This window comes from Brucella anthropi ATCC 49188 (assembly GCF_000017405.1).
GTDB classification, from domain to species: domain Bacteria; phylum Pseudomonadota; class Alphaproteobacteria; order Rhizobiales; family Rhizobiaceae; genus Brucella; species Brucella anthropi.
Map to the genome: position 1 here is coordinate 2,495,532 of NC_009667.1, position 12,698 is coordinate 2,508,229.

The window sequence follows — 12,698 nt, forward strand, 5'->3', positions numbered from 1 at the left end:
ATGACGAAATATACAGACCATCTCGGCCGTCCCATTGTCGCCATCACCGGCGCAGGTGTGGTTTCCTCGCTCGGTCAGGGCAAGGAAGACAATTGGGCTGCATTGACCGGCGGAAAATCGGGTATCCATGCCATCACCCGCTTTCCAACCGACAACCTCAATACACGCTTCTCCGGAACTGTCGATTTCCTGGCCGAAAGCGATGTGGGCGCATCGGCGCTCTCCGAAGCGCTGGCCCGGCTCGCAGGTGAGGAAGCCCTTGCCCAGTCCGGTCTTTCGTCTACCGATTTCGGCGGTCCGCTTTTTCTGGCGGCTCCTCCGGTCGAACTGGACTGGAAAAGCCGGTTCGCACTTGATGCGACCGTGAAGAATGAAGGTCCGGCAAGCTATCAGCTCCTGCTGGAAGCATGCCGCCGCGCCCGTCAGAATGACCTCTTCAATACGACCCAGTTCGGCTATATCGCTGAACGCCTGTCGGAAGCTTTTGGCACGCGCGGCCTGCCGATCACGCTTTCGACCGCATGTGCCTCGGGTGCGACTGCGATCCAGCTTGGTGTCGAAGCCATCCGTCGTGGCGAAAGTGATCGGGTTCTTTCCATCGGAACTGACGGCTCCGTCTCTGCCGAAGCCCTGATCCGCTTTTCGCTGCTTTCGGCCCTTTCCACCCAGAACGACAAGCCGGAAAAGGCTTCCAAGCCCTTCTCCAAGGACCGCGACGGCTTTGCCATGTCGGAAGGTTCCGGCGCGCTGGTGATGGAATCACTCGAAAGCGCTGTTGCACGCGGCGCCAAGGTTCTGGGCATTCTGGCCGGTTGCGGCGAAAAGGCCGATGATTTCCACCGCACCCGTTCCAAGCCGGACGCTTCACCTGCCATTGGCACGGTGCGCGCCGCATTGGCCGATGCCGGTCTGACCGAAGAGCAGATTTCTTACATCAACGCCCACGGCACCTCGACGCCGGAAAACGACAAGATGGAATATCTGGCGCTTTCGACCGTATTCGGCGACAAGCTTGCCTCCATCCCGGTTTCCTCCAACAAGTCGATGATCGGCCACACGCTGACCGCTGCAGGTGCTATCGAGGCAGTCTTCTCGCTGCTGACGATCCAGACGGGCACCCTGCCCCCGACCATCAATTATGACAATCCGGACCCGGCTATTCCGCTTGATGTCGTGCCGAATGTGAAGCGTCAGGCAGAAGTTTCTGCCGTGCTTTCCAACTCGTTCGGTTTCGGCGGACAGAATACGAGCCTTGTTTTGGCGGCAAATCCGAATTAATCGGTCCGACAAATACGAATTTTCCCATGATCCCGGACGGTTCGCCGTTTCCGGGATTATGTCTTGAAAAGGATTACTTCATGCGCGCCTTGCAGCTTCTCGACGATCGCCGCCTTGAAATCACCGATATCGCACCGCCGCCTGCCCCCGGCATTGGCGAGGTAACCGTGAAGATCAAGGCCGTTGCGCTCAACCACATCGACGTGTGGGGCTGGCGCGGCATGGCGTTTGCCAAGCGCAAGATGCCGCTGGTTATCGGTGCGGAAGCTTCAGGCGTTGTGGATGCTGTCGGCTCCGGCGTTTCCAATCTCCTGCCCGGTCAGCTCGTCTCGATCTATGGTGCGCGCACCTGTGGTCTTTGCCGCGCCTGCCGCGAAGGCCGTGACAATCTGTGCGAACATGTCGGCGGCGTACATGGTTTCCATCTCGACGGCTTTGCCTGCGAGGCAGTGAACCTGCCTGCCCGTCTTCTCGTTCCGGCACCTCCCGGTGTGGATGCCATCGGCGCCGCCGTCGCCCCTGTAACCTTCGGTACGGTCGAGCACATGCTGTTCGACAATGCCAAGCTTGAGCCCGGCGAAACCGTTCTCGTTCAGGCTGGCGGTTCCGGCATCGGTTCAGCCGCGATCCAGCTTGCCAAGAAGGTGGGCTGCACGGTCATCACGACAGTCGGTTCCGACGACAAGATCGAGAAGGCCAAGGCACTCGGCGCCGATCACGTCATCAACTACCGGGAAGACCGCTTCGAGGGCGTGGTGCGCAAGCTCACCAAGAAGAAGGGTGTGGATGTGGTGTTCGAGCATGTCGGCGCGGATACCTGGGCCGGTTCGATGCTTTGCATGAAGCGCGGCGCGCGTCTCGTCACCTGCGGCTCGACCTCCGGCGTCTCGACCAATATGAACCTGATGCAGCTCTTCCAGCAGCAGCTCAAGATTCTGGGTTCGTTTGGCTGCCGTATGGAAAACATGGCCGACGCCATGCAGAAAATGGCGCGCGGCATCGTGCATCCGGTCATCGACACCGTGGTCGGCTTCAACGATATCGACACGGCGCTGAAGCGCATGGAAGGCCGCGACGTCTTCGGCAAGATCATTCTCGAGATCGACTGAGTCGCCCACGTCCATGATGTTCAAGCTGAAACTTCTGCTCTTCCGCTGGACCCGCAAGCTGAAGCAGTTCAACTACTGGCTCTGGGCGCAGGCCGTCTTTCTGCTGCTTGGCTTGCTGCGCCTTTTTCCGGCGAAGGCTGCAATCAGCTTTTCAGCCAAGGTGGCCCGTCTGGTCGGGCCGCTGACGCCGCGCCACAAGGTTGCCACCGATAATCTGCGTCAGGCTTATCCTGAGAAAAGCGACGCGGAAATCGAGGAAATCGCCCGCGAAATGTGGGATTCGATGGCGCGCCTTTTCGCGGAATATATCTTCCTCGACGCCGTTTTCGACTTCGACCCCAACGCCACAACGCCGGGCCTGGTCGAAGTGGAAGGCATTCCGATTTTCGAACGCCTCCGCGACGAGAAGAAGCCGCATATCTTCTTCACCGCTCATACCGGTAATTTCGAGCTTCTGCCGATCTGCGCCGCCACCTTCGGCCTGAACGTTACGGCGCTCTTCCGCCCGCCAAACAATCCCTATATCGCCAACAAGGTTCTGAAGGCCCGTCGCACCAATATGGGCCATCTGGTGCCGTCGAAAGCTGGGGCCGCGTGGTCGCTTGCGCATATCCTCGATGAAGGCGGCAATGTCGGTATGCTGGTGGACCAGAAATTCCGCCGCGGTGTGCCTTCCACCTTCTTCAATCGCCCGGTGAAGACCAATCCACTGTTGGCCAAGCTTGCGCGGCAATATGATTGCGACGTCTATCCGGCACGCTGTATCCGCCTTCCCGGCGGGCGCTATCGTCTCGAACTCTATGAGCGCATGGAATTGCCGCGCGACGACAAGGGCGAGATCGATGTTGCCGCAACCGCACAGCTGTTGAACGATACCGTCGAAACATGGGTGCGCGAATATCCCGGCCAGTGGATGTGGTTCCACAAGCGCTGGGGATAGGATTCTTGCCCCTCATGTGCTAGGGGCTGGCCAAAGTTACGGAGATCACATATGCGCCCCATCGCCATCGCCCCGTCCATTCTTTCCGCCGATTTCGCCCGTCTTGGCGAAGAAGTCGATGCCGTGCTGGAAGCCGGTGCCGACTGGGTGCATATCGACGTCATGGATGGCCATTTTGTGCCGAACATTACTTTCGGCCCGCAGGTGGTGAAGGCGATCCGCCCGCGCACCAAGGCATTCTTCGATGCGCATCTGATGATTGCGCCTTGCGATCCCTATCTGGCACCCTTTGCCGATGCCGGTTGCGATCTCATCACAATTCACGCCGAAGCCGGTCCGCACACGCACCGTTCGCTGCAGTCGATCCGCGCTCTGGGCAAGAAAGCCGGTCTGGCGCTTAACCCGGCAACGCCCGCCGAAGCGCTGACGAACGTCATCGATGATGTCGATCTCGTCCTCGTCATGACCGTCAATCCCGGTTTTGGCGGCCAGAAGTTCATCACGCCGATGCTCGACAAGATCAAGCGCGTCCGCGAAATGGTTGGCGACCGCCCTATCGATATCGAAGTTGACGGCGGTATTACACCGGAAACCGCAGGCTCGGTCGTTGCAGCAGGCGCCAACATTCTCGTGGCCGGTTCTGCCGTTTACAAGGGCAACTCCGTCGAGAGCTACCGCGCCAATATCCAGGCGATCCGCACCGCTGCCCAGGCCGCACGTAATCACTAAACTCCGTCCGTCTATTCCATTCTATAGGATGCACCCATGATCCCGCGCTATTCCCGGCCTGAAATGGTCGCCATCTGGTCGCCCGAAACGAAGTTCCGCATCTGGTTCGAGATCGAAGCCTATGCCTGTGAAGCGCTGGCGCAACTCGGCGTCATCCCGAAGGAAGCGGCAAAGACCATCTGGGAAAAGGGTAGCGTGGCGAAATTTGACGTCGCCCGTATCGATGAAATCGAGGCCGTCACGAAGCATGACGTCATTGCATTCCTGACCCATCTGGCCGAATTCATCGGTCCGGACAGCCGCTTTGTGCATCAGGGCATGACCTCTTCGGACGTGCTCGACACCACGCTCAACGTCCAGCTCGTACGCGCTGCCGATCTGCTGCTTGCCGACATGGACCGCGTTCTGGAAGCTCTGAAGAAGCGTGCTTTTGAACACAAGGACACGGTCCGCATCGGCCGCAGCCACGGCATCCATGCCGAACCGACGACCATGGGCCTCACCTTTGCGCGCTTCTATGCCGAGATGGCACGTGGCCGCGCCCGCCTCGTTGCGGCGCGCGAGGAAATCGCGACCGGCGCTATTTCCGGTGCCGTCGGCACATTCGCCAATATCGACCCGCGTGTGGAAGAATATGTCTGCGCCAAGCTCGGCCTCGAAGCAGAGCCGGTTTCGACGCAGGTGATCCCGCGTGACCGCCATGCAATGTTCTTTGCAACGCTCGGCGTCATCGCCTCTTCGATGGAAAACATCGCCATCGAAATCCGCCATATGCAGCGCACGGAAGTTCTGGAAGCGGAAGAATTCTTCTCACCGGGCCAGAAGGGTTCGTCGGCCATGCCGCACAAGCGCAACCCGGTTCTGACCGAAAACCTGACCGGCCTCGCCCGTCTGGTTCGCATGTCGGTAACGCCTGCGATGGAAAACGTGGCTCTCTGGCACGAACGCGATATTTCGCATTCGAGCGTCGAACGTGCGATTGGCCCGGACACCACCATCACGCTCGACTTCGCGCTCAACCGTCTGGCTGGCGTGATCGAAAAGCTGGTCATCTACCCCGACAACATGCTGAAAAACATGAACAAGTTCCGCGGTCTGGTGCATTCGCAGCGCGTGCTGCTGGCGCTGACACAGGCTGGCGTATCACGCGAAGACGCCTATCGTCTCGTGCAGCGCAACGCCATGAAGGTCTGGGAACAGGGTGCCGACTTCCTTGAGGAACTGCTGGCCGACACGGAAGTACGCGCGGCTCTTTCCGAAGAACAGATCCGCGAAAAGTTCGATCTCGGCTACCACACCAAGCATGTAGATACGATTTTCAAGCGCGTCTTCGGTTGAAGTGGCGCTGCCCACCCCTCCCTCACCCTGAGGAGCCGTTGAAAACGGCGTCTCGAAGGGCTGAGGGAAACACTCCGCCTGCCCTCATCCTTCGAGGCTTTGCTTCGCTCCGCACCTCAGGATGAGGGAGGAAGCACGGAGACAGGAATAAGCCCCATGTTCATGAAAACATGGGGCTTTTTTACATTCAGGAGATGGGCTGGTTACGCCTTGGTCTTGATCGTATTGACCACGTTGCCCCATGGATCCACGAAGGTGCTGTTGTTACCGCCACGCGTGTCTTCCAGCTCAACCCAGCCGAGGCCGGTCCGATCTTCGTCACGCTTGCCCGCACCGGCACTCTGCCAGGCATTGGCAGCGATATGGTGATGGTAGCGCCCGGTGGACATGAACACAGCCCGGTCACCATAGGTTTGAACGGTTTCGAGGCCGAGTTCATTGTGCCAGAAGGTTTCGGCTTCATGGGCATTGCCGACGCGCAGATGAACGTGACCAACCACGGTGTTTTGCGGTGCGCCGTCCCATTCTCCGCCCTCGCGCTTGATGACATCGAGCAGATTGCTGACATCGAGCGGATCGGTGCTCATGGCAACACGGTCGCCATTCCACTGCCACTCATTATTCGGACGATCTGAATAGATTTCGATACCGTTGCCCTCGGGATCGGTCAGATAGATGGCTTCGCTTACCTTGTGATCCGATGCACCGCTGACCGGCAATTGCTTGTCGATGGCGCGGCGCGACCAGCGCGCAAGGTCGCCACGTGTCGGCAGCAGGAATGCGGTGTGATACAGACCGGCGCTGCGCGGGTCGTCCGGCCTGGCCGCCGAAAACTGTTCAATTTCCATCAGTTCGCGGTCGCCGGCGCCGAGTACAATCGACGCGCCGCGACGCGTCATCTCACGCAAGCCGACGACATCGCGATAATATTCAGCCAATGTTTCGGCATCGCGCGCCTTCAGGCCAACGCGAGCCACACGCATTGGCGTGGTCATTGCGAATGGAAGCGGAGCAACCGTACGTTCGGTTTCGACTGCGGTTGCTCTCAAATGCTGTGTCATGTCGCCCTCCTTCGACGGCATTTCTGCGCGAACAGGAAGAATGTTGGCCATGACAGCAGTCCCGGCAGCGCCGAGGATATTACGTCTGCTGATTGTCATGCCAGTCTCTCCGTCGTGTTTCAAATCTTGCCTAAACATCACCATTTGGGACATGTTTCACAAGATCACGATCAGCGAACAGGCTGTTCATCATTCGCATGCCTTCTATACCAAGGATACAACAAGCACGGCTTGAAGAAGTTACAAAGCCTCTCTAAATGGGAAGCCATGAAAGTCAAAGACGCAGATATCCTCATCATCCCCGGCTATACCAATTCCGGCCCCGACCACTGGCAGACCCGTTGGGAGAGCAAACTCTCGACGGCGCGGCGCGTCGAGCAGGCCGAGTGGACCAAACCTGTTCGCGAAGACTGGATTGGTGAAGTGGTAAAGGCCGCCAATGCGGCGACCAGGCCGATCGTTCTCGTCGCGCATTCGCTCGGCGTGGCAACTGCGGTTCATGCCTTGCCGCATTTTCAGCACAAGGTGGCTGGAGCCTTTTTCGTGGCGCCTCCGGATGTTTCCAACGACAAGATCCGCCCCAAGCATCTGATGACGTTTGGCCCCTACCCGCGTGAACGTCTGCCATTCCCCACGATCACCGTGGTCAGCCGCAACGATCCCTTCTCCAGCTTTGAAGCTGCCGAAGATGTCGTGAAGGACTGGGGTGCAATGCTGATCGATGCTGGCGAATCCGGGCATATCAACTCGGAATCCGGTCATGGACCGTGGCCGGAAGGCTCGATGGTGTTCGCCGAGTTCATGACGCAACTACAGGCGCCCAAGCATCACTGATGTTTATTCATACAGCATGAAAAAGGCGGGTCATTAGCCCGCCTTTTCTTGTTGAATATCTTGCAATGGAATTAGTCGCGAACCGCTTTGGTCAGCGTTTCTGCTGCGAGCCGGATATAACCGCCATCATTGCTGAGTGTCAGGAAGCGGAAACCAAGCGGAATGTAGCGACGCGCAAACTCCGGTGACGGTGAATAAATACCGGCAATCTTTCCTGCCGCAGCGGCCTTGCGGGCAATATTGCCGATAGGTTCCACAATCGCATCCGAATTCGGATTTGCCTCACGCCCGTTGCTCCACGCAATGGAGAAATCCGCAGGGCCGACGAAAACGCCGTCGATGCCGCGAACATCCAGAATGGCATCCAGCGCATCGTAGGCATCGCGCGTTTCTATCATCGCGAAGGCAAGCGTATCGTGATTTGCGGTAGTCAGATAATCGTTGGAACCCGGTGCGCCGTAATCCGCATTGGCCCGGAACACGCCCCATGAGCGTTCGCCCACCGGGGGATATTTCATGGCGGCTGCAAACCTGCGGGCATCCTCGACGGAATTGATCATCGGAGCGATGACCGCCTGCGCACCAAAATCCAGCGCACGGCTTGCCATGTCGAAGCGTCCGACAGGAACGCGCACGACCGGCGGCTTGCCAGCGTTCAGGATAAGGCCGAGAGAGCGAAGAACACTCGCCTCGTCGTGGCCGCCATGCTGCATGTCCAGCGTTACGGCATCGAAGGCGCTATGGGCGAGAATTTCGACCGTCAGGGGTTCGGGAAGGGAGGACCATGCAGAAAGCACTGTTTCCCCGGCGCGGAGGCGCGAAGACAACGACATTCGAATTTCCTTCATTTCAAAAGGATCAGGGCGGAAGCGCTATCTACCCTTCCGCCCCGAACCATCCATCAATCCTGCTTTACCTGGCGGATTGCCTCTTCAAGGAAAGCAAACATCTTCTCACGAATAACTTCGTCTGCAACGCTTACACTTGCGGCATCGAAGTCGGCGCGCACCTTGCGGAAAACATCCTCATCACCAGATTCTTCAAAGTCGGCGGCAACGACTTCCTTGGCATAGGCTTCGGCATCCGCATCCTTCTTGCCAAGCTGGTCTGCGGCCCAGAGTCCCAGAAGCTTGTTGCGGCGTGCCTCCGCCTTGAAGCGCAGTTCCGCATCAAGCGCGAATTTCTTTTCAAAAGCGTCGCGGCGATCATCCATGCCAGTGGTCATTCATAAAGCTCCCAGACTTACAAGTTAGAAGAGATCGTCATCCGTTCTCTTGCCTAAAGCTGGCAAGGGGAGCAAGATTATACAAGAGCTAAAGACTACTTTCTTGCGACTCATGCATAAACTTGCATCAGAAACAGCGAAAACGGGGGAACGGGCACAAAGCAGGATTGTTAAAAGCCCACAATTGCTATAGGTAGCCCGCGAGAATAGCGGCTTAGAGCCGATCACCATAAATATGGAAATCCGAGAAAAGCCATGAACCGTCGCCGCCGTATTTACGAGGGCAAGGCCAAGATTCTTTATGAAGGCCCTGAACCCGGTACGCTCGTCCAATTTTTCAAAGATGATGCAACCGCTTTCAATGCAAAGAAGCATGAAGTCATCGACGGAAAAGGCGTGCTGAACAACCGCATTTCCGAGCATATTTTCACCCAGCTTAACCGCATTGGCATTCCAACGCACTTCATCCGCCGCCTCAACATGCGTGAGCAGCTGATCAAGGAAGTGGAAATCATTCCGCTTGAAGTGGTTGTGCGCAATGTCGCCGCCGGTTCTCTGGCAAAGCGCCTTGGCCTTGAAGAAGGCACCGTGCTGCCGCGCTCGATCATCGAGTTCTATTACAAGGCTGACGCACTCGACGACCCGATGGTCACCGAAGAGCATATCACGGCTTTCGGCTGGGCAAGCCCGCCGGAAATCGACGACATCATGGCGCTCGCCATTCGCGTCAACGACTTCCTGACCGGCCTGTTCCTCGGCATCGGCATCCAGCTTGTCGATTTCAAGATGGAATGCGGTCGCTTGTGGGAAGGCGACATGATGCGCATCGTCGTCGCCGACGAAATTTCTCCGGACTCTGCGCGTCTTTGGGATATCACCACCAATGACAAGCTCGACAAGGACCGTTTCCGCCGCGACATGGGCGGACTGGTTGAGGCCTATCAGGAAGTGGCTCGCCGTCTCGGCATCATGAACGAGAACGACACGCCGCGCCCGGCTGGCCCTACGCTTGTGAAGTAAAATGATCCGCCCAGCCCGGAAGGGCACGATCCCGGAAAGTCGACACGGTTTTCGGGATCATGCCAGATTAAGCCTTCCGGGCTGTTTCATTCGTTCTAAAATTGCAGGAACTACAGAGTGATCAAGGCACGCGTCACCGTTACACTGAAAAACGGCGTTCTCGACCCGCAGGGCAAGGCAATCGTCGGCGCGCTCGGCAGCCTCGGTTTTGACGGCGTCAACTCGGCCCGTCAGGGCAAGGTTTTCGACCTCGAACTGAATGGCTCCGACAAGAGCAAGGCCGAAGCCGACCTGAAGGCCATGTGCGAAAAGCTGCTCGCCAACACGGTGATCGAAGACTATTCCATCGCCATCGGCTGACCAGGCAAAGGACAGAGACGCTCATGAAATCCGCAGTCATTCTCCTTCCCGGTCTCAATCGCGATCGCGACATGATCGCAGCACTCACCAAGATCACCGGACAGGCACCGGTGACCGTCTGGCAGACCGATACGAGCATTCCCGACGATGTGGACCTGATCCTGATTCCGGGCGGCTTTTCCTACGGTGACTATCTGCGCTGCGGTGCGATTGCAGCCCGTATGCCGGTGATGCAGGCCGTTCGCGAGAAGGCCGATAAGGGCGTCATGGTCATGGGTGTCTGCAACGGTTTCCAGATCCTCGTCGAAGCCGGGCTTCTGCCGGGCGCATTGATGCGCAATGCTTCGCTGAAGTTCGTCTGCCGCGAAGTGAAACTCGAAGTAACCAACGCCAACACGTCGTTCACGCGCGGCTACAAGCCGGGCCAGATCATCCGCTGCCCGGTCGCGCATCATGACGGCAATTATTTCGCCGATGCCGAAACGCTGAAGCGTCTCGAAGGCGAAGGCCAGGTTGTGTTCCGCTATGCCGAAGGCACCAATCCGAACGGATCGGTCAACGACATTGCCGGTATCGTCAACGTACGCGGCAATGTGCTCGGCATGATGCCGCATCCGGAAAACCTGATCGAATCCGCGCATGGCGGTGATGACGGTCGGGCGCTCTTCGCTGGCGCGCTGGGCCTCGCTGCATAAGCTGGCACACAGATAAACGGAAAAGGCGGCTCGATTGAAGCCGCCTTTTTTATTGCGCCTGCTCTGACGCCTCAGCTGCAAAACTGCACTGGCAAAGCGTCTATTTTCGTGGCAGCTTGACTTCGGGAGGGTCCTGATCCGGAGGAATCGTCGGGATCGCCCCATATTTGTTTCATGCGCTATCCAGGCAAGAGCGTTCACACTTTTGCTGGAAATGCCTCGCACATTTTAGCGATAACGAATCAGGGGAACTTCATTCATGCAGCTTTATTCCAGACCTCTTTCCCCTTACTCGGCCTTTGTCCGCGGGGTTCTTTATCTGAAGGACCTGTCGTTCAAGCCGATGAACATGCCCTACCCGTTCCCGGCCGATTTCGGCAATATCACACCGCTCCGCCGCGTTCCCGTGCTGATTACCAGCTCCGGAGAAACGCTGTACGAAGGGACGGTGATCGCCGAATATCTCGAAGATCATTTTCCCGAAATATCCGTGCTGCCCGGAACGCCGCGCGAGCGCGCACTTATTCGCCTCCTTGCCCGCGTGACGGAACTGGACGTGCTTGGACCCGCGATGAAGCTTTTCATCCTTTTGAGCAAGCCCGAGCGCGACAATGCAAGCATCGAACGCCTGTTCGAAAAGATGCATACCGGCCTGAAAGTGGTCGAAAGCCGTCTCTCGGACAAAGCCTATGCCACCGGAGACGAACCGACCCTTGCAGATTGCTGGCTGTTGCCGGTGCGTTTTCTGATGGAACCATTGAAGAAACTCTCGGGCAGAGCGGATTTGCTGGACGAGTTCCCGAAGTTTGATGCATATGCCGCCAAGGCAAAACAGCATCCGGTTTTTGAGCGCATCTGGAACGAGATGGATGACGGACTGAAAGCTTTCATGCCGCAACTAGTGGATTGAATTTGACGTTTGAATGCCGACTGAATGAGATGCTGTTTCAAACGTCAAATTCGAAAAATCCACTAGATACATAAAGTTGCTAGTGGTCTTTGCGATTCCGACATTTGCTCGGCGCCTGTATCAGAGGGACGCAAATGTCGGAATCAGACCACTAGCCTGACACTGTTTACCCCCACCTCTCATGCGTGCCTTTTTGAAGGCACGCACTATCGGAGCCCCTCCTTGAAGACCAAGACTTTCGCTCTTCTGGCCCTCCCGGCCATTGCATTGCTTGCAGCCTGCACTTCCAGCAAGCCCACGGGGCCCATCGCCGTCGACGCCAGCAAGGCGGCACTGCCAACCATGGAGCGCATCGCGCTGGCAGCAAATAGCTGCTGGTTCAAATCCAAGGACAAGGATTTCCGCGGTTACTCACTCGCGCCGGAACTGAATTCCTTCACCGGACGTCCGCGCATTCTGGTCGTGCCCGCCCGTAATCCGGCATTACGTCCGCTGCTCGTCGTGCAGGCGCAAGGCAATCCTGCACGCGTCGAGGCTTTCGGTCCCATGATGCAGGAAAGCCATGGCGGCAGGATCGCCGCCGACGTCAACCGCTGGGCTTCAGGCCAGAGCGGTTGCCAGTAATCAAGCTGTCGCGGAAAGCTGCTTTCCGCGACATACTTCAACGCAAGTGAAAACGCACCTTACGCGCTTCGCGCTCTGCTTCGTCGCGCTGTAGTCCGATATCGCGCAACTGATCGTCGGTCAGTTCGCCGAGGGCGATCCGACTGCGCCGCAGCATCATTCGATAAGACATCCAATTCAGAGCCCTTCCAGCAAAAGTGCGAAGCGTCTGCGCAGGGAAATCAGTCCGCTGGACTGATTTCTTTTCCAGCTTCGATGCGTCGGACAATGCGTAAGAACAAAAAGAGACAACGCGCCGTACATATCCGATCTGCGGTTGGGACGCCGCCATCAGATTGACCTGCAAAGCTTTTGGCAAATCCGTAATGCCATCAGCCACGGGCACAGGAAGAATTGTATCTATTGTCTCGGTCTGCGGTCTAAAGTAAAACATTGGCTCGGTCCATTTCATTGCCAGTTGGGCCAGTTGGGAGCTGGGAAGCAGTCGAGACAAACCTTGTGTTTAGCTCGATGTCTGCATTGTCACCAAGTAGCGACGAATTGACTCTACAATTGACTTGGCAATAGGTACAATT

Annotated in this window: 15 protein-coding genes; 11 read left to right on the forward strand and 4 right to left on the reverse strand. The window is 57.5% G+C overall.

Annotated features, from left to right (window positions below; all coding sequences use genetic code 11):
- The 5 genes from OANT_RS12330 to purB all read left to right on the forward strand — a co-directional run bounded on the left by OANT_RS12330 (position 1) and on the right by purB (position 5,394).
- On the forward strand, positions 1–1,278 hold the full coding sequence (locus OANT_RS12330; RefSeq protein ID WP_010661218.1) for a beta-ketoacyl-ACP synthase: 1,278 nt from the start codon (positions 1–3) through the stop codon (positions 1,276–1,278).
- A gap of 80 nt (positions 1,279–1,358) precedes the next feature.
- Positions 1,359–2,387 (forward strand): zinc-binding dehydrogenase, encoded by a 1,029-nt coding sequence (locus OANT_RS12335; protein ID WP_040129340.1) that lies wholly within the window; start codon positions 1,359–1,361, stop codon positions 2,385–2,387.
- A 13-nt stretch (positions 2,388–2,400) separates the two neighbouring features.
- Positions 2,401–3,327: a lipid A biosynthesis lauroyl acyltransferase gene (locus OANT_RS12340; RefSeq protein WP_012092233.1), complete on the forward strand. Its 927-nt coding sequence runs from the start codon at positions 2,401–2,403 to the stop codon at positions 3,325–3,327.
- Positions 3,328–3,378: 51 nt separating this feature from the next.
- A complete protein-coding gene (gene rpe / locus OANT_RS12345) occupies positions 3,379–4,056 on the forward strand; it encodes a ribulose-phosphate 3-epimerase (protein WP_012092234.1) in 678 nt (225 codons plus the stop codon).
- Positions 4,057–4,092: 36 nt separating this feature from the next.
- Positions 4,093–5,394, forward strand: coding sequence for an adenylosuccinate lyase (gene purB / locus OANT_RS12350; protein ID WP_012092235.1), 1,302 nt, complete (start codon positions 4,093–4,095; stop codon positions 5,392–5,394).
- 203 nt (positions 5,395–5,597) lie between these two features.
- On the opposite strand, the gene OANT_RS12355 is transcribed toward purB, so the two are convergent.
- Entirely contained in the window at positions 5,598–6,554 is a 957-nt protein-coding gene (locus OANT_RS12355; protein WP_012092236.1) for a VOC family protein, read from the reverse strand.
- A gap of 168 nt (positions 6,555–6,722) precedes the next feature.
- Between OANT_RS12355 and OANT_RS12360 the strand changes: the two genes are divergently transcribed.
- On the forward strand, positions 6,723–7,289 hold the full coding sequence (locus OANT_RS12360; protein ID WP_010661212.1) for an alpha/beta hydrolase: 567 nt from the start codon (positions 6,723–6,725) through the stop codon (positions 7,287–7,289).
- 71 nt (positions 7,290–7,360) lie between these two features.
- Here the strand turns inward: OANT_RS12360 and OANT_RS12365 are convergent, their stop codons facing one another.
- Both OANT_RS12365 and OANT_RS12370 read right to left on the reverse strand, forming a co-directional pair.
- Entirely contained in the window at positions 7,361–8,128 is a 768-nt protein-coding gene (locus OANT_RS12365; RefSeq protein WP_029376246.1) for an HpcH/HpaI aldolase family protein, read from the reverse strand.
- A 62-nt stretch (positions 8,129–8,190) separates the two neighbouring features.
- Entirely contained in the window at positions 8,191–8,514 is a 324-nt protein-coding gene (locus OANT_RS12370; protein WP_012092237.1) for a DUF1476 domain-containing protein, read from the reverse strand.
- Positions 8,515–8,769: 255 nt separating this feature from the next.
- On the opposite strand from OANT_RS12370, the gene purC reads away from it, so the two are divergent.
- The 5 genes from purC to OANT_RS12395 all read left to right on the forward strand — a co-directional run bounded on the left by purC (position 8,770) and on the right by OANT_RS12395 (position 12,123).
- On the forward strand, positions 8,770–9,534 hold the full coding sequence (gene purC / locus OANT_RS12375; RefSeq protein ID WP_010661209.1) for a phosphoribosylaminoimidazolesuccinocarboxamide synthase: 765 nt from the start codon (positions 8,770–8,772) through the stop codon (positions 9,532–9,534).
- Positions 9,535–9,651: 117 nt separating this feature from the next.
- Complete coding sequence (gene purS / locus OANT_RS12380; protein WP_010661208.1) at positions 9,652–9,894, forward strand: phosphoribosylformylglycinamidine synthase subunit PurS; 243 nt, start codon at positions 9,652–9,654, stop codon at positions 9,892–9,894.
- A 23-nt stretch (positions 9,895–9,917) separates the two neighbouring features.
- Positions 9,918–10,589, forward strand: a complete 672-nt coding sequence (gene purQ, locus OANT_RS12385) for a phosphoribosylformylglycinamidine synthase subunit PurQ (protein ID WP_012092238.1) — start codon at positions 9,918–9,920, stop codon at positions 10,587–10,589.
- 259 nt (positions 10,590–10,848) lie between these two features.
- On the forward strand, positions 10,849–11,499 hold the full coding sequence (locus OANT_RS12390; RefSeq protein ID WP_012092239.1) for a glutathione S-transferase family protein: 651 nt from the start codon (positions 10,849–10,851) through the stop codon (positions 11,497–11,499).
- 222 nt (positions 11,500–11,721) lie between these two features.
- Positions 11,722–12,123: a hypothetical protein gene (locus tag OANT_RS12395; RefSeq protein ID WP_012092240.1), complete on the forward strand. Its 402-nt coding sequence runs from the start codon at positions 11,722–11,724 to the stop codon at positions 12,121–12,123.
- A gap of 37 nt (positions 12,124–12,160) precedes the next feature.
- On the opposite strand, the gene OANT_RS12400 is transcribed toward OANT_RS12395, so the two are convergent.
- On the reverse strand, positions 12,161–12,574 hold the full coding sequence (locus OANT_RS12400) for a DUF1127 domain-containing protein (RefSeq protein ID WP_012092241.1): 414 nt from the start codon (positions 12,572–12,574) through the stop codon (positions 12,161–12,163).
- Positions 12,575–12,698 lie beyond the last annotated feature (124 nt).